We start from the raw sequence: 20,735 nt of genomic DNA on the forward strand, positions 1-20,735 counted from the left end.
TCAGCGGACGACCTTGATGTTGAAGATCGCGGTGTCGAGCCGGCCGTAGAGCCGGAGCCAGAGCGGCAGCAGCATCTCGGTGCCTCGTGCGGTGGAGAGGTCGCCGAGGTCGATCACGTCGGTGTGCCCGAAGCTGATGAGCAGCCCGGTGACGATCCGCTTGGCCTCGGCGTCGTCGCCGGACACGAAGACGCTGTGCGCGCCGTCGGCGAGCTGCCGCGGGTGCACCATCAGCTCGGCGGTCATCGTGTTGAGCGACTTGACCACCTTGGCCTGCGGAAACTCGCGGTTGGCGATGTCGAGCAGGACCTTGCCGGCCAGGTTCGGTGCGCCGGCCGCGGTCAGGGCGGGGAGCGAGCCGTTGCCGTTTGTGGCGTTCACCACCAGCTCGGCGGCGCTGGCGGCGTCGGCCAGGGTGGCTAGGTCGACCTCGGGGTGCTGCGCCACCCAGGCGGCCTGTGCGCCGGTCCGCAGGGCCGCGACGTCGCGGGTGCCGATGGTGACCTGGTGGCCCAGCTCCGCCGTGCGAGCGGCGATCGCCTGCCCGACCGAGCCGGTTCCGAGAACTGCGATACGCATGTCGATCGATCCTCCGTCGGTGTGCCGAGTGGACTCGTGTCGAGTGCCAGCAGGCTAACAGACGGGTCTGTCTACTGCTGCCTCGTGAGCAGCATCGTGCGCATCAAGGCCACGTGCCGTGCCGTGCCGTGCCGTGCCGTGCCGTGCCGGGTGGGGTTATGGCCGACGGCTGGGGTGGTGCCCTCCGCGGCCTGTAGAGCTGCCCCAGAAGTGGGGCGGGTCACGTGTGTGGCTGCTCCAGGAGAACTGGAGCCCGTGCTGTCCGTGCTGTCCGTGCTGTCCACGTCGAAGGGTCCGCCCCATATCCGGGGCAGCTCTACAGGCTGCGGGGAGTGCACCCAGGGCCGGACAGTGGACGCGCCAAGGGCGGTGGAAAGCCAGGCGAGCCACGCCCGGGCGTGGTCGGCCGTTGACGCGGTGGGATTTACAGACGGAGCTGTCTATAGGATCGGCCCGATACCAGCAGATCGAGGGAGAACCGATGCCCGCGCCCCGCACCCCGGCCGGCTCGGCCCGGGACCGGATCCTGCACACCGCGTTCCGGCTGTTCTACGCGCACGGGCCGCGCGGCGTCGGCGTGGACACGGTGATCGCCGAGTCGGGCGTGGCGAAAGCGACGCTCTACAAGCACTTCCCGCGTAAGGACGATCTCGTGCTGGCGTACCTCGATCGGGTCGACCAGACGTGGTTCGGCGCGTTGCGGGCGGCGGCCCGGGACGCCGGCGACGAACCGCGCGACCAGTTGGTCGGGATGTTCGACGCGTTGGTCGGCGCCTGTCGCCGGGACGGATACCACGGCTGCGCGTTCATCAACACCGCCGCCGAGTCACCTGCGGGCGGGCCGGTGCACGCCCGGACGGTCGAGCACAAGACCGTGGTCCGCGCCTGGGTGACCGAGCTGGCCCGGCAGGCCGGCGCTGCCGAACCGGAACTGCTCGCCCGACAGCTCACCCTGCTGCTCGACGGCGGGCTCGCCAGCGGCGTGCTGGACGGCGACCCGGTGATCGCCGAGGTGGCCCGGCGCAGCGCCCGCACGCTGGTCGACGCCGCCCTGCGCTGACCCACCGCGCTCAGAACAGCTTGCGCACCGCGACGGCGATCTCGGCGACCTCCGTCACGCGACTCTCCGCCACGCTGATGACCAGGTCATACGCCACGTCCTGGTCGGTCTGACCGAGTTGGGCGACGGTGATCGCGCGATTCTGGAGCAGAAAGGCGATGGCCACGATCCAACCGATGCGCTTGTTGCCATCGATGAACGGGTGGTTGTTGACCAGTGAGTGCAGCAGCGCCGCCGACTTGGTCCACAGATCGGGGTAGGCGTCATCTCCGAACACACTCGTCTTCGGTCGAGCCACCGCGGACTCCACGAGGCCGACGTCCCTGATCCCGACGCCGAGCTTGCGGGCGATGCCCGCCACGTCGGCGAGTGTGGGGTAACGGACCTCGGTCATCATTCGGCCAGGCGGGCGAGCAGTGTCGAGTGGCGCTCGATGATCTCGTCCGTGAGGTCGCCGAACTCTTTGGCGTTGCGCCGGGCCAGGTAGTCGTCGATCGCGGTGACAACGACGGCGTGCATCGACCGGGCCTCCTCGTCCGCGACGAGGCGGAGTTGCCGTTCACGATCGTCGTCGAGGCGGAGCGTCATGGCCATACGGCGAATGATAGCAACCTTGCTACCAAGATCGGTTAGACGTCGTCGGCGGGGTGCGGGGCTACCATGCCCTGCTTGACCCGGGCCGCGCACAGCTCGGCCAGCCGCTCGTACGCCGCCGCGCCGATCAGGGCGGTCAGCTCCGGCCCGTACGACAGGTACATCGGCTCGGTGCCGACATGCGCGTCCGTCGAGGAGGTGCACCACCAGTCCAGGTCGTGCCCGCCGGAACCCCAGCCGCGCCGATCGAACTCCGACAGCGTGGAGACCAGCACCTTGGTGTTGTCCGGTCGCTTGACCCACTCCTGGTCCCGCCGGATCGGCAGCTGCCAGCAGACGTCCGGCTTGTACTCCAGTGGGTGCACGCCGTCACGCAGCGCCTGGGCGTGCAGCGCGCAGCCGCCCCCGCCGGCGAAGTCGGCGTCGTTGAGGAACACGCACGGCCCCTCGGTGCCCTGGGTGGCGGTGCGACGGGCCGGGTTCTTGCCGTCGATGGTGTCCTCGTCGGTCCAGCTCTTGAACCCGCGCCGGAAGTGCTGCCAGGTCGACGGGGTGAGCAGCTTGACGGCGTTGCGGACCCGCTTCTCGTCGTCCGAGTCGGTGAAGAACGCCCCGTGCGAGCAGCACCCGTCGGCGGACCGACCGGCGATGATGCCGTGGCAGCCCTTGCCGAAGATGCACGTCCAGCGGGAGAGCAGCCAGGTCAGGTCGGCCCGGATCAGGTGAGTCTCGTCCGCCGGGTCGGCGAACTCGATCCACTCCCGGGGAAAGTCCAGTGGCACCTCACGGCTGCGCGGGTCGCCCGGATCGTCCACCAGCACGCGGAGCTCCATCGTCACCCGGCCCAGCGTACGCGCGGTGACGTCCGCGGGCCGGCGAGCCGCGCAAACGAGTTGCACCTAGGGTCTTCACCATGCGGCTGGGAGTACTCGACGTCGGATCCAACACGGTGCACCTACTGGTGGTGGACGCGCACCACGGCGCACACCCGTGGCCGGCGCACTCGGAAAAGGTGGTGCTCCGGCTGGCCGAGCAGATCGGCCCCGACGGAGCGCTCACCGAGGCGGGTGCGGACGGCCTGGTCAAGGCCGTGGGCATGGCGAAGACGGCCGCCGCCGGACTGGACGCCGACGACCTGATCGCGTTCGCCACCTCGGCGGTGCGCGACGCCACCAACGCGGCCGACGTGCTCGCCCGGGTCCGTGACGAGACCGGCGTACGTCTCGCGGTGCTCTCCGGCGCGGACGAGGCGCGGATGACCTTCCTGGCCGTGCGGCGCTGGTTCGGGTGGTCGGCGGGGCGGCTGCTGGTGCTGGACATCGGCGGTGGCTCCCTGGAGATCGCCGCCGGGATCGACGAGGACCCGGACGTCGCGGTCTCGCTGCCGCTCGGTGCCGGGCGCCTGACCCGGGAGCGGCTGCGGGTCGACCCGGCCAGCTCGGCGCCGCCGTCCGCCGAGGCCGTCGACAAGCTGCGGGAGTACGTCGACGGCCGGCTGGACAAGGTGGTCGACCAGATGACCGAGGTGGGCTGGGATCGGGCGGTGGCCACCTCGAAGACGTTCCGCACCCTGGCCCGACTGGCCGGGGCGGCACCGTCCGGCGCGGGCCTGTGGGTGCGGCGGAGCCTGACCCGAGCCGGCTTGCGGCAGGTCATCGGCTTCATCCGGCACATCCCGCCGGCCCAGTTGATGGAGCTGGAGGGGGTCAGCACCGGCCGGGCGCACCAGCTGCTGGCCGGTGCCGTGGTCGCCGAGGCGGTGATGCGTCGCCTGGATCTGGACTCGCTGGACATCTGCCCGTGGGCGCTGCGTGAGGGCGTCATCCTCCGTCGACTCGATCAACTCGAACCGATCTGATCGCGTCTCCGGGCTACCCTGGCTGATGTGACTTCCCGCGTTCCGGTGCTTCTGTCCAGCTCGTCGGTCTTCCCCGAGCCGACCGCGGCGGCGTTCCAACTGGCCGCGGCGCTCGGGTACGACGGTGTCGAGGTGATGGTCTGGACCGACGTGGTCAGCCAGGACGCGGGTGCCCTGCGCGGCCTGTCCGCGCACTACGGCGTGCCGGTGCTCTCGGTGCACGCGCCCTGCCTGCTGGTCACCCAGCGGGTGTGGAGCCCCGACCCGTGGGAGCGGCTGCGCAGGGCCGCCGAGCTGGCCGAGACGCTGGGAGCGCCGACGGTGGTGGTGCACCCGCCGTTCACTTGGCAGCGCGACTACGCGCGGGGCTTCACCGAGGGTCTCGCCACGGTCGCGGACCGGTTTCCCGGGCTGCGCTTCGCGGTGGAGAACATGTACCCGGTGCGGATGGCGGGCCGGCAGTTCGTGCCGTACGTCCCCGGTTGGGATCCCACCGACACCGGCTACCCGTCGTACACCCTGGATCTGTCGCACTGCGCGGCCTCGCACAGCGACCCCCTCGAGATGGCCGACCGGATGGGCGCGGGGCTGGCCCACGTGCACCTCGGCGACGGCACCGGCGAGGGCCGCGACGAGCACCTGGTGCCCGGGCGCGGCACGCAGCCCTGCGGTGAGCTGCTCTCGTCGCTGGCCGGGCGCGGATTCACCGGGGCGGTGGCGGTGGAGGTCGCGACGCGGGGCGCGAAGAGCCGCGCGGTACGCGAGGCGGACCTGCGCGCCGCGCTGGAGTTCGCCCGACAGCACCTCACGGCACCGTCCCCGGTCGACGCCTGACCGCCCGGAACGGGCCGGGCGGCGGCGTCAGCTGACCGTGGTGAGCGAGTCGGCGCCGGCGGTCGGCTGAGCGGCCACCGTCACCTGCTCGCCCACGGCGGCCCGCTTGCGGGCCCGGTGCGCCGCCACGTGCGAACGGGTCGCGCAGCGCTCCGAGCAGAACCGCCGGCAGCAGTTGGACGACGTGTCCAGGTAGACGTTGCCGCACCGCTCGTCGGCGCACACCCCGAAACGGGCGCTGCCGTACTCGCAGAGCCACACCGACAGCCCCCACACGGCGCCGGCCAGGTATTCGGCGCTGACCGACGCGCCTCGGCTGGTCACGTGCATGTGCCAGTCGCTGGAGTCGTGCCCGGAGATGCGCGGCTGGACCGGGAACGCCTCGAGCAACGCGTTCAGCTCGGTGACCGCCTGGGCGTCGCGCCCCGAGGTGCCGTACTCGAAGACGTCACGCAGCCGCTTCTGTGCCCGCCGGAAAATCACGACGTCCCGTTCCGCGACCTCGTCGCGCATCCAGGCGTTGTCGTCGGGGAAGAGGGCCCGCAGGTCGTCGAGGTCGTCCAGGCGGGCGTTGACCAGGTCAACGCCGGTCCGGGCGTACGCGTCGAAGTTCACGCCCCCAACGGTAGACGACTCACGGGGCGCGTGGCGCGTCGATGTAGTGCGGCAGGAACCGCGCGTAGCCGTCGGTGATCAGGCTGGCGCTCTCCCGTACCCCCACGCCGGCCGACTCGCCGTCGACGATCCAGCTGCCCAGCACCATCCGATTGCCGGCGAACTGCGGCAACGCCCGGAACTCCTGGTAGCACCAGCCCTCGTCGCCGTAGATCCCCGGGTTGGTGATCTCTTCGTCGGCGGTGACGATGCGTACCGAGCCGCCCTCCCGGCCGAGCAGCGGCTTGGCCACGTACTCCGTCATGCCGCGCGGCGAGTCGAGGTACGCCGGGAGCAGGTACTCGTGGCCGGGGTACAGCTCCCAGAGGACCGCGAGCAGCGCCTTGTTGGACAGCAGCAGCTTCCAGGCGGGCTCGATCCAGGTGGTCGGCGTGCCCGGGGCCAGCGCCGCCGGCCCGTACGGCTCGGCCAGCATCCACTCCCACGGGTAGAGCTTGAAGCAGGTGGTCACCGGGCGGTCGTCGGCGTCGACGAAGCGCCGGCCGTCCCAGCCGATCTCCTGGATGGGCTGGAGCTCGACGCTCAGTCCGGCCTGCCGGGCGGTCTCGGCGAGGTAGCCGGCGGTCATGTGGTCCTCGCCGGACTCCTCCTCGTTCGACCAGAGCACGTGCACCCGGGGGTCGTGCAGCCCGGCCCCGATCTTGGCCCAGGCGCCGACCAGCCGCTCGTGCAGGCTGTTCCACTGGTCCAGCTCGGGTCGGGTCTGCTCCAGCCAGTACCACTGGATGATGCTCGCCTCGACCAGTGCGGTGGGGGTGTCCGCGTTGTACTCCAGCATCTTCGGCGGCCAGGTGCCGTCGTACGCCAGGTCGAAGCGCCCGTAGAGGGTGGGTGGCGCCTCGCGCAGCGACCGGGCCACCGCCTCGGCCGCCCACTCCGGGATACCGAATTCGGCGTACCGGCGCTGCGCCACGACGTGCTCGGCGGCGGCCACCGACATCCGGTGCAGTTCCTCGGTGGCCTCCTCCAGCCGCAGCACCTCGTCCAGGTCGAAGGCGTACGCGGCGGTCTCGTCCCAGTACGACATGATCCCGCCGTCGGGCAGCTCGGTGTCGACGTAGACGAGCCCCTGGGACCGGATGGTGGCGTCCCAGTCGGGTCGCGGAGTGACCGTCTCGCGGCGCACCTCAGCCGCCGCAGGAGGCGAGGTGGGTGCCGAACCCGCCGCGCTCGGGCAGGGCCGCGGTGGTCGGCTCCGGGGCGGCTCTGCCCCCGGCCGGCGCGGCGACCAGCATCGCCAGCGCGACCGTCTCACCGCCACCGACCGGCCCGAGGGCGCAGTCGTCGTCATCGTCGTCGTCCGAGGTCATATTGCAGCCGGAGAGGGCGAGCGCGAGAGCGGTGAGCGCGCCGAGCTGCACGGAGGCCGACCGGAGCCGGCGGCGGGGGCGTTGGTCCACGGCATCGTTGTAGCCGATCGACGCCACCGCCGCCGCCCCGCCCCGCTGCCGAGGTGCCTCGGCTGCCCCTCGGCGGGGCCCCTGGCAGGGGCGATACGCTCGGTTCATGCTCCGTTCCGTCATCCTCGCCGCCTCCCGGTCATCCCAGGTCGAGCGGCTCGTCGCGACCGCCCCGTTCACCCGGGACGTCGTACGCCGGTTCGTCGCCGGCGCCGCCACCGACGACGCGTTGCGCGCGACCCGCGGGCTCGTCGACGACGGTCTGGCGGTCACCCTCGACCACCTGGGCGAGGACACCGTCACCCCCGAGCAGGCCACCGCCACCCGGGACGAGTACCTGCGGTTGCTCAAGATGCTCGCCGGCGCGGGTCTCACCCCGGCGGCCGAGGTGAGCGTCAAGCTGTCCGCCCTCGGTCAGCTGTTCGACGAGCAGTTGGCGTACGACAACGCGCGGGCGATCTGCGCGGCCGCCGACGCGGCGGGCACCACCGTCACCCTGGACATGGAGGACCACACCACCACCGATTCGACGCTGGAGGTGCTGGGCAAGCTGCGCAAGGACTTCCCGTCGACCGGCGCGGTGCTCCAGGCGTACCTGCGCCGGACCGAGTCGGACTGCCGGGAGTTGTCCTCCGCCGGTTCGCGGGTCCGGCTGTGCAAGGGCGCCTACAAGGAGCCGGAGTCGGTGGCGTACCAGTCGACCCGTGAGGTGGACAAGTCGTACGTGCGCTGCATGAACATCCTGATGTCCGGCGACGGCTATCCGATGCTGGCGACCCACGATCCCCGGATGATCGCCATCGGTGAGGACCGGGCGCGCTGGTTCGACCGGGGGCCGGAGCGCTTCGAGTTCCAGATGCTCTACGGCATCCGCCCGGAGGAGCAGGCCCGGCTGGCCGGCGAGGGTTACACCGTGCGCACCTACGTCCCGTACGGCGACGAGTGGTACGGCTACCTGATGCGCCGCCTCGCCGAGCGCCCGGCCAACCTGGTCTTCTTCGGCCGCGCCCTGATCTCCAAGAAGTAACCCCGACCGATCGGCTGACGGGCCGGCGGCGACCCCTCGGGCCGCCGCCGGCCCGTCGCGTAGGTCCGGGGCTTGACGGCGTTGGCTAAGTGGAATAGCTTTATGGCTATGACAACTAGCTTGGTCCGGCGGGACGGTGGACACATCGCCTACGAGGTGCACGGCGACGGGCCGCTCGTCGTCCTCGCGCACGGCATGGGGGAGAACAGGGCGAGCTTCCGCCACCTCGTGCCCCTGCTGGTGGCCGCCGGTCACCGGGTCGCCTCGGTGGACGTCCGGGGGCACGGAGAGTCCAGCGTCGGCTGGCCCACGTACGCCCCGGCGGAGGTCGGCGCCGACCTGCTGGCCGTCGTCCGCGACCTGGACGCCGGGCGGGCCGTGCTGGTCGGCAGCTCGTCGGCCGCGGCGGCGGTGGTCTTCGCCGCCACCGACGCTCCCGAGCTGGTCTCCGGCATCGTGCAGATCGGCGCCTTCGTCGGTCAGCCGAAGCTCAACCCGCTGCTGCGGTTGGCGATGGGTGCCGTGCTGCGCAGCCCGCGACTGTTCGGGATGTTCCACAAGACGCTCTTCCCGGTGCACCGGCCCGACGACGACGACGCGTACCGCCGGTCGATGGTGGCCAACCTGCGCGAAGCTGGCCGGATGGCCGCGACGCGCGGTGTGATCGGGCCGGTCGAGCCGCACTGGACCGCCCGCGCCCCGCAGGTGCGGCAACCGGTGCTGGTGCTGATGGGCGACAAGGACCCGGACTTCCCCGATCCGCGTGCCGAGGTGCGGGCCGCGCGCCGGCTCTACCGCACCGCCGAGGCCCGGATGATCGGGGAGTCCGGTCACTACCCGCACGCCGACCGGCCACAGCGGACGGCCGAGGAACTGATCGGTTTCCTGGCGGTGTGCGCCGATGCCTAGGGTCGGTCTCAACCAGCAGACCCTGGTCCGGGAGGCGGCCCGGCTGGCCGACGAGGTCGGCTACCAGCAGCTCACCCTGGCGGCGCTCGCCAGTCGGCTCGGTGTCGCGCTGCCCAGCCTCTACAAGCACATCCGTGGTGCCGACGCACTGGCCCAGAAGCTCTCCGCGCTGGCCACCGCCGAGCTGGCCACCGAGCTGACCACGGCCGCCGCCGGTCGGGCCGGCGGGGACGCGCTACGGGCGATGGCCGACGCCTACCGCGACTACGCCCACCGGCACCCCGGCCGCTACCCGGCGACCCAGCGGGTGCCCGACCCGGCCGACCCCGAGCACGTCGAGGCGGGGACGCGGGCGGTCGCCGCCATCTATGCGGTGCTGCGCGGGTACGGGCTCACCGACGACGACGCGGTCGACGCGACCCGGGCACTGCGCAGCGCCCTGCACGGATTCGTCGCGCTGGAGGCCGCCGGGGGTTTCGGTCTGCCCCGCGAGGTGGACCGCTCGTACCAGCAACTGGTCGCCGGCCTGGATGTGGCATTCCGATCGTGGCCGTCCGCCGCCGGGTGAGCCGTACCCGTCCGGACGGGGTCGGCCTCGCTCGATGGGACGAATGGTCGTACCCTTCGGCGAGTGATTGACGGGGTGCAGCGCCCGGCACCGCGGCGGCTCTGGCCGCTGTGGACGGCGTTCGTGGTGATCGTCCTGGTCCTGGGCTGCGGCCTGCCGGCGTTGCTGGTGGTGGGGGTGGTCCGCGAGGCCGGTGGCCGCCCCACGATCAGTCGGATCGGGGCCCCGGCGACAGACGATCCGGCCACCGCGGTCGCCCGTGGGCTGTCCGACCGGATGACCGCCCAGCTCCGGCGCCAGTCCTCCGCGTTGCTCGGCGGTGATCGGGCCGGTTACCTCGCCGTCGCCGAACCGGCCGCGCACACCGACCTGCGTCGCCGCTTCGCCGCGCTGCGCGCCCTCAAGGTGACCGTCTGGCGGGCCGAACCGAGTGGCCTGCCCGTGCCGGTCGTCGGCAAGGCGGGCGAGTGGCGGCTGCTGGTGCGCTTCCAGTACTGCTTCGTGGCCCCGGGCTGCCAGCCCAGCCCGGTGCTGATCGGCACCCGCTGGCGGGAGAACGGCGACCAGCCGCTGCTGGTCGCCTTGGAGGAGTCCAAGTCCGCCGAGACCGGCACCCGGCCGTGGGAGATCAGCGACCTGGCCGTGGCGGTCGGCCCGCGCACCATCGTCGCCACCACACCGGCGCTGCGTGCCAAACTGCCCGGCCTGCTCACCCAGGCGGAGGCGGCGGCCAGGGTCGCCGACGGGTACGTGGCCGCCGGCTCACCACCCGATCGCTACCGGATCTTCTACGCGGGTCGCACCGAGTGGCAGCGCTGGTACGGCGGCGGTCGACCACAGTGGACCGGCGGTTACGCGGTGACCGTGGGCGGCGGCCACCACGAGGTCGTGCTCAACGCCGAAGGGCTGACCAGCAGCGGTGCCGACGAGCTGCTCCGGCACGAGTTGACCCATGCGGCGTCCCTGCCGGAGCGCGGATACCCGGGCAAGCTGACCTGGTGGCTCGTCGAAGGGCTGGCCGAGTTCGCGGGCGCGGGCGGCCGGCCGGTGGAACGGTACGAGGGGCTGGCCGAGGTACGGAAGCTGGTCCGCGGCGGGTGGGACGGCCAACTGGACGGAGTCACCCCCGCCGACGACGCCTCCGCCGAGCGGGTCGGGGGCAGCTACGGCATCGGGTACCTCGCCGTCCGGCACCTCGTCGACCGGTACGGGTCGCAGCGGGTGCTCGCCTTCTTCAAGACCGTGGTGCACGAGCGCAGAACGCTCGACGTCGCCGCCAGGCAGGCGTTCGGCGAGCAGTGGTCGACGCTGCACGACGAGTGCGTGGCGTACGTCCGCGCCACCGCCGCCTGACGCCTGCGGGGCCGCGGTGACGGTGCGCCGTACGATCGATGGGTGCGCCGCCCTCAGTCACCCCGGCCGGCCAGCACCATCCGGCCCCGCCTGCTCATCGCCCTGACCGCCGTCGCCGTCCTCACCGCCACCACGGCCGCCTCCTGCGGCGACGATCAGCCGCCCGTCGCGCTGGCCTCGGCGGCCCGCAACCCGGTGACCGAGGTGATCGACGCCCCGGCAACGGTGACCGCGCGGGCCGCCGCCACCCTCACCGCTTCCTCCGACGGCACCCTGGCCAGCCTGCGCGTCCAACCCGGACAGCGGGTGAAGCGGGGTCAGGTGCTGGCCGTGGTCGATTCGCCGTCCGCGCAGCAGCGACTGCGCCAGGCGAAGGAGGCGCTGGACGCGGCGAAGCGTGCCGGTCGCGGCGCCTCCACCGGAGACCTGACCGGCAGCCGGCGCGGCACCGACAAGGCCGCCGACGAGGCGTTCGACGCCGCCCGCACGGCCGCCGAGAAGATCGCCGACCCGCAGCTGCGCGACGCGCTGCTGACCCAGGTGACGTCGGCGCAGCGCCAGTACGCCGCCGCCGCGCGCAGCGCCGACGCGGCCGTCCGCGCGGTGCAACGGGGGATCAACGGGTTGAGCTCCGCCGTCGGCGCGCTCTCCGCGGCGCAGCGGCTCCAGGCCCAGCAGGCGTACGACCTGGCGAAGGCGACCGTCGACGCGTTGACCCTGCGCGCCCCGATCGCCGGCGTGGTGCAGCCGGGCGGCACCCGGGCCGGCGGGGGCGCGAACGGTGGCCTCGCCGGGCTGCTGGAGCAGGCGGGTGGGGCCGGGATCGACCCGTCCGTGCTGGCACCCAGCCAGGGCGCGCCACCGGCCGGGGTCGACGACGCGGTCGCGGTCGGCGGTCAGGTCACCGCCGGCACGCCGGTGCTGACCGTGGTGGACACCGGGCAGCTGGGGCTGCTCGCCGAGGTGGACGAGACCGACGTGCTGCTGGTCCGAACCGGTGTGACCGCCACGGTCGAGTTGGACGCCGTCACCGCCGCCAGCTACGACGCCACCGTCCGCTCGGTCGACGTGCTCCCCACCAGCTCCGCGCAGGGCGGGGTCACCTACCGGGTACGCCTCACGCTCGGCGCGGGACAGCTGGCCGAGGGCGAGCCGGCACCGACGCCCCGGCCCGGCATGAACGCGATCGTGCACCTGCGGGTACGCGAGGCCGCCGACGCGGTCACCGTCCCCGCCTCGGCGGTGTTCTCCGCCGACGGCCGGGACGCCGTCTGGGTGGTCCGCGACGGTAGGGCGGACCGGGCACCGGTGACCGTGGGTGTCCAGGGATCGGACCTGGTGCAGATCCTCAACGGCGTGCAGCCCGGCGACCGCATCGTGGTGCGCGGCACCGACCAGGTCCGCGACGGCCAGGAAGTCCGGTGACGGGACCGGTCGGCGACCGGCCGGAAGCCGGGTCGACGGCGGAACGCGTCCCGGCCGTCGAGGCGGTGGACGTCTCCCGGACGTACCAGCTCGACGGTGTGTCGGTGGAGGCGCTGCGCGGGGTGTCGCTGATCGTGCACCCGGGTGACTACGTGGCGCTGGTCGGGCCGTCCGGCTCCGGCAAGTCCACCCTCATGCACCTGCTGGGCGGGCTGGACCGGCCCACCGGCGGTCGGCTGGTGATCGGTGGACGGGACGTCAACGCCCTGTCCCCGCCGGAGATGGCCACCCTGCGCAACGAGACGATCGGTTTCGTCTTCCAGGCGTTCCACCTGCTGCCGCGTACCTCGGCGGTGGAGAACGTGGCGTTGCCGCTGGTCTACCGGGGTGTGCCGGCCCGGCAGCGCCGGGAACGGGCGGCGGCGATGCTCGGCCGGGTGGGCCTCGGGCACCGGCTGGACCACCGTCCCAACCAGATGTCCGGCGGTGAGCAGCAGCGGGTGGCCATCGCCCGAGCGTTGGTCACCGAGCCGACGGTGCTGCTCGCCGACGAGCCGACCGGCAACCTGGACAGCGTCACCGGCGCCGCCGTGCTGGAGTTGCTGGAGCAGCTGAACGCCGAGTCCGGTGTCGCGTTGGTGATGGTCACCCACGACCAGGAGGTGGCGGGCCGGGCCGCCCGCCGGATCACCATGCGGGACGGGGTGGTCGTGACGGACAGCGACGACCCCCATGATCGACCGCTGTCCGTCGACCACGATCGACCTGAGACACTGGTGCCCGCTCCCAGCGCGGAGCCCCGATCCGTTTCCGGAAGCGGCCCGGGGCACCCGTCCGGTGGCTCCGGTGGCGCCGCCGGAGCCACCGGGCGCCTTCCGCAGGAGCCCGCTCCGGGTGGCGCCGAGGTCGGTCGGCCCGGAGGTGTGGCGTGAGGGTCGCCGAGGCGTGGCGGGTGGCGCTGGACGCGCTCCGGGCCAACCGACTGCGCAGCGCGCTCACCATGCTCGGCGTGATCATCGGGGTGGCCTCGGTGGTGCTGCTGGTGGCCATCGGCACCGGCACCAAGCAGCAGGTGGAACAGCAGGTCGAGGGGCTCGGCTCCAACCTGCTGCTGGTCGTCCCCGGCAAGATCGAGGTGGGCACCGCGCCGGTGGTCTCGCCGTTGACCCTCAAGGACGTGGACGCGGTGACCCGGGTGGTCGGCGATCCGGAGCGGGTCGCGGTCACTGTCGCCTCCGGGGCGACCGCGCGCGCCGGTGCCCGCTCCGACTTCACCACCGTGCAGGGCGTGCTGGAGACGACCCCGACGGTGTTCACCCGCTCGCTGGCCCGGGGCCGCTACCTCACCGGCACGGACGTGGACACCAGCCGGCGGGTGGCGGTGCTCGGCGACTCGGTGGCCCGGGCGCTGTTCCCGGACCGGGATCCGCTCGGCCAGCAGGTGACGCTGGCCGGCGTACGGTTCCGGGTCATCGGCGTCTTCGCGCCGCTCGGGCAGAGCCTCGGCGTCGACCGCGACGACGAGGTGCACGTGCCGGTGACGGCCGCGCAGCGGCTCTGGGGCACCCAACGGGTGGACGGCATCGCCGTGAAGGCACCGGACCGGGAGCGGATCGACGAACTGGGCGAGCGGATCGTCGCCGAGCTGAACCGCCGACACCCGGACACCGAGTTCAGCGCCGTCACCCAGCAGCAGATCCTCGGTGTGCTCGGCGACATCCTCGGCGTACTCACCGGCGTGCTGGCGGCCATCGCCGGCATCTCGCTGCTCGTCGGTGGGGTCGGCGTCTCCAACATCATGCTGGTCAGCGTCCGGGAACGGACCCGGGAGATCGGTCTGCGCAAGGCCGTCGGCGCCCGACCCCGCGACATCGGCGTGCAGTTCCTGTTGGAGGCGGTGCTGCTCACCACGATCGGCGGGCTGACCGGAATGGCGTTGGGTGTGGGCACCGCGCTGCTGGTGGACGCGCTGTCACCGATCCCCGCGGCGATCACCTGGTGGTCGTTGGCGCTCGCGTTCGGCGTGTCGGCGGCGGTGGGCATCGTTTTCGGCGTGGTCCCCGCGCAGCGCGCCGGCCGGCTCGACCCGGTGGTCGCGCTGCGCGCCGAGTGAGCGGCAACCGGACGACCGGAGCGGGCGGGGACGTACCGGGAGCACGGATCGGGTGAACCGGCGACCCAAAACATGATCAGTTGTACGAAGGGATCGCGCCGGTCACAGCGGCCCCGCTACCGTACTGGTAACACGCGCGTCGCCGCCCGGCCCGGAGCATCCGTCGGGTTGGCACGCGCCGGGCATGGGATGGGTCGGTGAGCCATGGCCGGGTCGCAGTCCGACGGACGGCTGTCGGATGTCAAGTTCCTGACCGTCGCCGAGGTGGCAACGGTCATGCGGGTGTCGAAGATGACTGTCTATCGCCTCGTGCACAGCGGCGAGCTGACCGCCGTCCGGGTCGGCCGGTCGTTCCGGGTGCCCGAGCACGCCGTACACGAGTATCTCCGGGGCGCGTTTCAGGAAACCGCCTGAGCCACCGGCTCCCGGATCGAGTGCGACGTAACGGGCATCGGTGAGCAGGAGGAGCGCGTTCGCGAGCCCCGCGCTCGCGTACCGAAAGCGGCATCGACGGGGGCGCGTTGGTCCTGCTGACGCTCTGCGGCTACCCTGGAGCCCGACCGAGACCCCACCGGTGCGCCCCGCCGCCCAGACTGGTCCGGTCCGTTGTCCGCAAGCGGTCGCCGTCGCCACCTGCGTGGTGTCACCCGGTCCGCCCCGCACGTTGTATCGAAAGGCTGTCGTATGGGCTCGGTGGTCAAGAAGCGCCGTAAGCGCATGGCTAAGAAGAAGCACCGCAAGCTGCTGCGCAAGACCCGCGTCCAGCGTCGCCGTCTCGGCAAGTGATCGCCGCCGGGCTTCGCGCCCGGCGTCCGGCGTCACTTGCCAAACTGTCGACCTCCGGAGGCTCAGGTGATCAGGCCGTGGTCGTCCCGGCTCGATCCCTCCTGTCGGGGTAGGTGCGTCAGATGACCCCCGGTAGCACCTCAGGTGCTCCGGGGGTCGTCGTCGTCACCGGGGTGAGCCGTTACCTGGGCGCTCACGTGGCGGCCCGGCTGGCCGCCGACCCGCGTATCGAGCGGGTCATCGGGGTGGACGCCCCGGAGGCCGGTGCCGAGTTCAGCGACCTGCTGGACCGGGTCGAACGGATCCGCGTCGACGCCGGCTCACTCGGCGGTCTCCTCGCCGACCTGGACGTCGACGCGGTGGTGCACCTCGCGCTGGTCAGCGCCCCCGACCCGCAGCACGGCGGCCGGTCCGGCATGAAGGAGCAGAACGTCATCGGCACGATGCAGCTGCTCGCCGCCTGCCAACGGGCACCCCGGCTGCGCAAACTCGTGGTCCGGTCGTCCACCGCCGCGTACGGCGTGTCGTTCCGGGACCCGGCCGTGTTCACCGAGGAGACCGAGCCGCGCGAGGTGCCGCGCGGCGGGTTCGGCCGCGACATCCTGGACGTCGAGGGGTACGTTCGCGGCTTCCGCCGCCGACGGTCCGACGTCACGGCGACGGTGCTGCGGTTCGCCCCGTTCATCGGCTCGACGGCCGACACCACGTTGACCCGCTACTTCGCGCAGCCGTTCGTGCCGACCGTCTTCGGCCGTGACCCCCGGTTGCAGTTCCTGCACTTCGACGACGCGTTGGAGGTGCTGCACCGGTCGATCGTGGAGGATCACCCCGGCACCTACAACGTCGCCGGTCCGGGCGTGTTGTCGCTGTCCCAGGCGATCCGGCGCGCCGGTCGGGTGGCCGTGCCGGTGCTGGAGCCGGGGCTGTCGGGTGCCGCCGCGCTGGCCCGCAGCATGGGCTTCGGGAGGTACGGCCTGGACCAGGTCGACCTCTTCGTGCACGGGCGCGTCGTCGACACCACCCGCCTTGAGCAGGAGTACGGCTTCACACCCCGTTCCACCGCCGAGGCCTTCGACGACTTCATCCGCGCCCACCACGGCGGAGTGGTGGTCACCCGGAGTCAGTTGGCCGCTGCCGAGCAGCTGGTCCTGGACGGCATCCGTCAGGTCCGCGCCGCGGTGCGGGAGCGGACGTCGTGAGCGCGAGAAGTCAGCCGGTTGTGCGGGCCCCGCAGCCGCGGACCGAGGTGGCGTCATGACCGGGTCGGGGCAGGGGCGCGACCCGCAGGGGATCGGCCGGTTCGACGTACCGCAGCAGTCGCCCGCGTTGGACGCGGAGCCGGCGCGGCGCAACGGACACCGGCCGGCGGCCGATTTGGCACCGACCCCGACGCCGGCCGACGAGGTCGACACCGCGACCAGCGACGAGGTCGACACCACGGCCAGCGACGAGGTCGACACCACGGCCAGTGGCGAGCCGGTGAGCCTGGACGGCGACCGGGCCGCCGACGGGACGCCCGGCGGCACCGCGCCGGCCGTGCCGGACCGGCCCCGGGACCAGTGGGACCGCAGGGTCGCCGGCGGCCTGGCGTTCCTGCGTCGGCGGCTGTCCGGCGAGTACGAGGTCGACGAGTTCGGCTTCGACCCGGATCTGACCGACGCGGTCTTCCACCCGTTGCTGCGCCTGCTCTACCGGGACTGGTTCCGCACCGAGGTCAGCGGGGTGGAGCACGTGCCCGTCGACGGGCCCGCCCTGGTGGTCGGCAACCACTCCGGCACGGTGGCGTTGGACGCGCTGATCCTCTCGGCGGCGCTGCACGACAAGCACCCCGCCCGCCGCTACCTGCGCCTGCTCGGCGCCGACCTGGTGTTCCGGATGCCGGTGGTGTCGGAGATCGCCCGCAAGACCGGCGGCACGGTGGCCTGCAACCCGGACGCCGAACGGCTGCTCGGCGGCGGTGACCTGGTCGGCGTGTTCCCCGAGGGTTTCAAGGGCATCGGCAAGCTCTACGCCGACCGGTACAAGCTGCAACGGTTCGGCCGGGGCGGATTCGTCTCGGCGGCGCTGCGGACGGGCACCCCGATCGTGCCGGTCGCCATCGTCGGCGGCGAGGAGATCTACCCGATGCTCGCCGACATCAAGCCCCTCGCCCGACTGCTCAAACTTCCGTATTTCCCGGTCACGCCGACCTTCCCGTTGCTCGGGCCGCTGGGCATGGTGCCGCTGCCCAGCAAGTGGCTGATCGAGTTCTGCCCGCCGATCCCCACCGCCCACCTGACCGACTCGGCGGACGATCCGCTGGTCGTCTTCAACCTCGCCGACCAGGTACGCGAGACGATCCAGCAGACCCTGCACACGCTGCTGGAGCGACGTCCGGACCCGTTCGGCCCCTAGCCGCCCGTGGCGGCCGGTCAGCCGGCGCGGCGGCGGCGTTGCAGCGCCAGCCCGGCGGTGACCGCTCCGGCGACCAGCCCGGCCGCCGCGGTCGACGGTACGGCGATCTTGACCGCGCGGCGGCCGGTGCGGAAGTCCCGTACCTCCCAGCCGTGCTGCCGGGCCTGCCGCAACAGGGTGCCGTCCGGGTTGACGGCCACCGCCCGGCCCACGGCGGACAGCAGCGGCAGGTCGTTGGCCGAGTCGCTGTACGCCGCGCAGCGGCTGAGATCCAGCCCCTCCACGGCCGCGAGCTGGGTCACCGCCTCGGCCTTCGCCGGGCCGTGCATCAGATCACCCACCAACCGCCCGGTGTACGCCCCGTCGAGCACCTCGGCCACCGTGCCGATCGCGCCGGTCAGGCCGAGGCGGGTGGCGATCACCCGGCCGATCTCCACCGGCGCGGCGCTCACCAGCCAGACCCGCTGGCCGGCGTCCAGGTGCCCCTGGGCGAGCCGGTGGGTGCCGGCCCAGATCCGGGGGGCCATCAGCTCGTCGAAGATCTCCTCGGTGAGGCGTTCCACGTCGTCCACCCGCCAGCCCTGGACGAAGGCCAGCGCGGCCTCCTTCGCCAGCGACATGTCACCGGCGTGCTCCCGGGCCAGCACCCGGAACCGGAGCTGCTGCCAGGCGAAGCGGGCCAGGTCGGTCGTCGTGAAGTAGTTGCGGGCGGCGAGCCCGCGGGCGAACCAGTAGATCGAGGCGCCCTGCATCATCGTGTTGTCCACGTCGAAGAAGGCCGCGGCGCCCGGATCCGGCACGGGTGCGATCACCGGCGCCAGCTCGGTCTCCGCCCAGCCTGCGGTGTGACCGTGGGCGTCGGTGCTGACCGTCACCTTGCGGCTACGCGCCACGCGACTCCCCTCCTCGCCGGGTACGACGGATGCCCCTCAGCGAGGGTATCCGGCCACCTGGTCGTGGAGTCGGGCACGCGGTGAACTGCGGCGGAGCTGGCCGGACCTGGGGTATTGGGGGTCAGCGGGTGCCGGGGCAGGCGGTGGGGGCGGGGCCGAGGGCGTCGCTGCCCGCCGGTGCCGGGAGGCCGCAGGCGATCGACGCGCGCAGCTCGTCGGAGCGCTCCCGGATGCTGTCCAGCAGCGCCAGCGACTGGCGGGTCCGCTCCCGGTCGGCCCGGTTGGCCCCGTCGAGCAGCTTGCTCACCGCCCGGCGCTGACTGGTGACGAAGGTGTTGACGGTGTCCAGGCTGGCCGGCTCGGCCCGCTGCACCGCCGCCGAGGTCAGCAGACGTACACCCTGCCGGGTGTCGGCGTCCATGTCGTCGAGGACCGTGCTGTAGCCGATCCGGTCACCGCGGAGCTTGGCGGCCTCACCGAGCCGGGTCCGGGCGAAGTCCAGGAAGAGCTGGCCACGGCTGATGTCCGAGCTGGCCAGGGCGAGCTGGGCGCGTTCCGTCGAGCGCTTCATGCCGTACAGCGCGTCGCCGGGAACGGCGTCCTCGCTGGCGGCGGAGATGCCGGAGACGGCGATGGCACCGGCGGCGACGCCGACCAGGATCGCGGCTCGGGCCCTCGCGCGCCGGGCGGTGACCGCCGGCAGCAGCGGCCCGCGGGCGGTGGTGGCGGGACGGGTGGTGGCCGTCTCGCCGGCCGTCGGGGCGTTGCCCAACCCCTCCCGCTCGGCGGTGGCGAGCAGCATCGCCCGCAGGCCGGTGCGGAACTCGGGGTCCGCCTCGATCGCCGGGGGATCGACGCTGAGCCGCTGGCCCACCGCGACGAGCGGCGCGAGTTGACCGTCCACGCGGGACCGGACGTGGTGCCGCCGGCCGCCGTTGGCCTCCTCGAGAAGCTGCGCGAAGCGCTCGGCGCGCCGGCGGGAGAAGAGGATGTTGTCCACCGCAGGCACCTCCTCTCGCTGGTCACGGCCGGTCGGCCGCCGTCGTTGCCAGCGACCGCGCGGCAGTGTGACACCACGGAGGTGAGGTGCCGCCCGGCGTACCGGTCGGACCTCGGTGACCCGGGCCTGCCGGGCAACCACCGGTCGCACCCGGAGAAACGCGGCGGACCGGGCACGGGTTACGGGCCTGGCGGGGCGAAAATCACAGAAAGTGATCGTCGTCACCCGGCGGGACCGACCCTGAGCTGCACGGATGTCGATCGACATCCATCGGTCCCGCCGAAGGAAATTACGGCTGGAAGCCGTCGGGGAGGAGCCGGGCCAGCGCCCGGACGGCCCGGTACTGGAGGGCCTTGATGGCACCCTCGTTCTTGCCCATGGACCGGGCGGTCTCGGCCACCGAGAAGCCCTGGAGGAAGCGGAGCACGATGCACTCCTGCTGCTCCGGATTGAGCTGCTTCACGGCGGTCAGCAGGGCGACGTTGGTGATGTGCTCGACCACCGCCGCCTCCGGGCTGCCCTCCGGGCCCCGGTCCTCCCGGTCGGCGTCGAGCACGTCGCCGGTGGTGACCTCCAGCCGGTACCGGCCGGACTTGAAGTGGTCCGCGACCAGGTTGCGGGCGATGGTCACCAGCCAGGCGCCCAGGTCGCGCCCCTGCCACGTGAAGCTGCCGATCCGCTTGAGGGCGCGCAGGAACGTGTCCGACGTGAGGTCCTCGGCGAGCTGCCGGTTGCCGACCCGGAAGTAGACGAACCGGAACACCGTGTCGACGTACCGGTCGTAGATCAGGCCGAACGCCTCGGACTCGCCAGCCTGGGCCCGCTCGACCAGCGTCCAGACCTCGGTGGCCGGGTCGGACGGGTCCGGGCGGCTCGGGAAGCCCGTCGGCGTCGTGGTGGTGGGCGTCGTGGCGGCGGCCGGCACCGCCGGGATCACCGCCGTCTCACCCGCCGCCGGGTCGGCGGTCGTCGTCGGCGTGTCGCCGGTCCGCCGGCCCTGCGTCGGCATGGTCGGCCGGGACGGTACCGCGACCCGGCCACCGGTCGGCCGGGCGTTCCCGCCGGGCACCGCCGGACGCGGTGGCGGCTCGTTGGTGTGCGGGCGGTTGCGGGTCCGCTGCGCCGCACCGTCGCCGTGGGTGGCGGCGCCGTGCGGTTCGTCCAGCGGAGCGCGGGCGGCCGGCCGCTCGTTGATCTGGGCGCGGGTCGGCTGACCGGTCAGGCCGGCCGGACGTTCCGCGTAACCGAAGGTGGTCACCGTGTCGCC

General features: G+C 72.7%; 24 protein-coding genes. 14 read left to right on the forward strand and 10 right to left on the reverse strand.

Going from position 1 to position 20,735, the window contains the following annotated elements; all coding sequences use genetic code 11:
• Positions 1-579 carry an NAD(P)-binding domain-containing protein gene (locus tag AB0H52_RS11430; protein ID WP_151489908.1) on the reverse strand — a complete coding sequence of 193 codons (579 nt, stop codon included), beginning with the start codon at positions 577-579 and terminating at the stop codon, positions 1-3.
• Positions 580-1,060: 481 nt separating this feature from the next.
• On the opposite strand from AB0H52_RS11430, the gene AB0H52_RS11435 reads away from it, so the two are divergent.
• Complete coding sequence (locus AB0H52_RS11435; RefSeq protein ID WP_151489909.1) at positions 1,061-1,639, forward strand: TetR/AcrR family transcriptional regulator; 579 nt, start codon at positions 1,061-1,063, stop codon at positions 1,637-1,639.
• A gap of 10 nt (positions 1,640-1,649) precedes the next feature.
• On the opposite strand, the gene AB0H52_RS11440 is transcribed toward AB0H52_RS11435, so the two are convergent.
• The 3 genes from AB0H52_RS11440 to AB0H52_RS11450 are packed head-to-tail and all read right to left on the reverse strand — an operon-like array spanning position 1,650 to position 3,066.
• Complete coding sequence (locus AB0H52_RS11440; RefSeq protein WP_225854486.1) at positions 1,650-2,036, reverse strand: Fic family protein; 387 nt, start codon at positions 2,034-2,036, stop codon at positions 1,650-1,652.
• Positions 2,033-2,233: a CopG family transcriptional regulator gene (locus AB0H52_RS11445; protein ID WP_151489911.1), complete on the reverse strand. Its 201-nt coding sequence runs from the start codon at positions 2,231-2,233 to the stop codon at positions 2,033-2,035. Before AB0H52_RS11445 ends, AB0H52_RS11440 begins: the two co-directional genes overlap by 4 nt.
• Positions 2,234-2,268: 35 nt before the next feature.
• Positions 2,269-3,066 carry a hypothetical protein gene (locus tag AB0H52_RS11450; RefSeq protein WP_151489926.1) on the reverse strand — a complete coding sequence of 266 codons (798 nt, stop codon included), beginning with the start codon at positions 3,064-3,066 and terminating at the stop codon, positions 2,269-2,271.
• 80 nt (positions 3,067-3,146) lie between these two features.
• On the opposite strand from AB0H52_RS11450, the gene AB0H52_RS11455 reads away from it, so the two are divergent.
• Together AB0H52_RS11455 and AB0H52_RS11460 are read left to right on the forward strand one after the other, a co-directional pair.
• Positions 3,147-4,091 carry a Ppx/GppA phosphatase family protein gene (locus tag AB0H52_RS11455; protein ID WP_151489912.1) on the forward strand — a complete coding sequence of 315 codons (945 nt, stop codon included), beginning with the start codon at positions 3,147-3,149 and terminating at the stop codon, positions 4,089-4,091.
• Positions 4,092-4,118: 27 nt separating this feature from the next.
• Positions 4,119-4,925, forward strand: coding sequence for a sugar phosphate isomerase/epimerase (locus AB0H52_RS11460; protein ID WP_151489913.1), 807 nt, complete (start codon positions 4,119-4,121; stop codon positions 4,923-4,925).
• Positions 4,926-4,952: 27 nt separating this feature from the next.
• Here the strand turns inward: AB0H52_RS11460 and AB0H52_RS11465 are convergent, their stop codons facing one another.
• Genes AB0H52_RS11465 through AB0H52_RS11475 form a run of 3 tightly spaced genes read right to left on the reverse strand, consistent with a single transcriptional unit; the run spans position 4,953 to position 7,108 of the window.
• Entirely contained in the window at positions 4,953-5,540 is a 588-nt protein-coding gene (locus tag AB0H52_RS11465; protein ID WP_151489914.1) for a CGNR zinc finger domain-containing protein, read from the reverse strand.
• Between the two features lie 19 nt (positions 5,541-5,559).
• On the reverse strand, positions 5,560-6,726 hold the full coding sequence (locus tag AB0H52_RS11470) for a glutathionylspermidine synthase family protein (protein ID WP_151489915.1): 1,167 nt from the start codon (positions 6,724-6,726) through the stop codon (positions 5,560-5,562).
• A 1-nt stretch (position 6,727) separates the two neighbouring features.
• A complete protein-coding gene (locus tag AB0H52_RS11475; protein ID WP_357946751.1) occupies positions 6,728-7,108 on the reverse strand; it encodes a hypothetical protein in 381 nt (126 codons plus the stop codon).
• On the opposite strand from AB0H52_RS11475, the gene AB0H52_RS11480 reads away from it, so the two are divergent.
• The 11 genes from AB0H52_RS11480 to AB0H52_RS11530 all read left to right on the forward strand — a co-directional run bounded on the left by AB0H52_RS11480 (position 7,107) and on the right by AB0H52_RS11530 (position 17,575).
• On the forward strand, positions 7,107-8,027 hold the full coding sequence (locus tag AB0H52_RS11480) for a proline dehydrogenase family protein (protein WP_151489916.1): 921 nt from the start codon (positions 7,107-7,109) through the stop codon (positions 8,025-8,027). The two genes, AB0H52_RS11475 and AB0H52_RS11480, sit on opposite strands and share 2 nt — an antisense overlap.
• Positions 8,028-8,135: 108 nt before the next feature.
• The gene (locus AB0H52_RS11485) at positions 8,136-8,936 is read left to right on the forward strand and encodes an alpha/beta hydrolase (protein ID WP_225854488.1); all 801 of its coding nucleotides are present in this window, start codon (positions 8,136-8,138) and stop codon (positions 8,934-8,936) included.
• Positions 8,929-9,504: a TetR/AcrR family transcriptional regulator gene (locus AB0H52_RS11490; protein WP_151489918.1), complete on the forward strand. Its 576-nt coding sequence runs from the start codon at positions 8,929-8,931 to the stop codon at positions 9,502-9,504. The genes AB0H52_RS11485 and AB0H52_RS11490 overlap by 8 nt, the downstream gene beginning before the upstream one ends.
• Before the next feature lie 63 nt (positions 9,505-9,567).
• Positions 9,568-10,857, forward strand: coding sequence for a hypothetical protein (locus AB0H52_RS11495; protein WP_151489919.1), 1,290 nt, complete (start codon positions 9,568-9,570; stop codon positions 10,855-10,857).
• Positions 10,858-10,899: 42 nt separating this feature from the next.
• Positions 10,900-12,282, forward strand: coding sequence for an efflux RND transporter periplasmic adaptor subunit (locus AB0H52_RS11500; protein WP_151489920.1), 1,383 nt, complete (start codon positions 10,900-10,902; stop codon positions 12,280-12,282).
• Complete coding sequence (locus AB0H52_RS11505; RefSeq protein WP_357946756.1) at positions 12,279-13,214, forward strand: ABC transporter ATP-binding protein; 936 nt, start codon at positions 12,279-12,281, stop codon at positions 13,212-13,214. The genes AB0H52_RS11500 and AB0H52_RS11505 overlap by 4 nt, the downstream gene beginning before the upstream one ends.
• The gene (locus tag AB0H52_RS11510) at positions 13,211-14,395 is read left to right on the forward strand and encodes an ABC transporter permease (protein WP_151489922.1); all 1,185 of its coding nucleotides are present in this window, start codon (positions 13,211-13,213) and stop codon (positions 14,393-14,395) included. Before AB0H52_RS11505 ends, AB0H52_RS11510 begins: the two co-directional genes overlap by 4 nt.
• Before the next feature lie 204 nt (positions 14,396-14,599).
• Positions 14,600-14,809, forward strand: a complete 210-nt coding sequence (locus AB0H52_RS11515) for a helix-turn-helix domain-containing protein (protein ID WP_091079691.1) — start codon at positions 14,600-14,602, stop codon at positions 14,807-14,809.
• Between the two features lie 270 nt (positions 14,810-15,079).
• On the forward strand, positions 15,080-15,181 hold the full coding sequence (locus AB0H52_RS11520) for an AURKAIP1/COX24 domain-containing protein (protein WP_007465623.1): 102 nt from the start codon (positions 15,080-15,082) through the stop codon (positions 15,179-15,181).
• Positions 15,182-15,303: 122 nt separating this feature from the next.
• Complete coding sequence (locus AB0H52_RS11525) at positions 15,304-16,380, forward strand: NAD-dependent epimerase/dehydratase family protein (RefSeq protein ID WP_151489923.1); 1,077 nt, start codon at positions 15,304-15,306, stop codon at positions 16,378-16,380.
• Between the two features lie 286 nt (positions 16,381-16,666).
• Positions 16,667-17,575: a lysophospholipid acyltransferase family protein gene (locus AB0H52_RS11530; RefSeq protein WP_151489928.1), complete on the forward strand. Its 909-nt coding sequence runs from the start codon at positions 16,667-16,669 to the stop codon at positions 17,573-17,575.
• A gap of 17 nt (positions 17,576-17,592) precedes the next feature.
• Here AB0H52_RS11530 and AB0H52_RS11535 read toward each other — a convergent pair whose 3' ends face one another.
• From AB0H52_RS11535 to AB0H52_RS11545, 3 genes are all read right to left on the reverse strand, one after another.
• Positions 17,593-18,468 carry an HAD-IB family hydrolase gene (locus AB0H52_RS11535; protein WP_151489924.1) on the reverse strand — a complete coding sequence of 292 codons (876 nt, stop codon included), beginning with the start codon at positions 18,466-18,468 and terminating at the stop codon, positions 17,593-17,595.
• 121 nt (positions 18,469-18,589) lie between these two features.
• Positions 18,590-19,468, reverse strand: coding sequence for a DUF5667 domain-containing protein (locus AB0H52_RS11540; RefSeq protein WP_357946760.1), 879 nt, complete (start codon positions 19,466-19,468; stop codon positions 18,590-18,592).
• A gap of 289 nt (positions 19,469-19,757) precedes the next feature.
• A complete protein-coding gene (locus AB0H52_RS11545) occupies positions 19,758-20,726 on the reverse strand; it encodes an ECF subfamily RNA polymerase sigma factor, BldN family (protein WP_151490869.1) in 969 nt (322 codons plus the stop codon).
• Between the last annotated feature and the right edge of the window lie 9 nt (positions 20,727-20,735).

Origin of the sequence: Micromonospora sp. NPDC050695 (genome assembly GCF_040654415.1) — a bacterium.
Taxonomy (GTDB): domain Bacteria; phylum Actinomycetota; class Actinomycetes; order Mycobacteriales; family Micromonosporaceae; genus Micromonospora.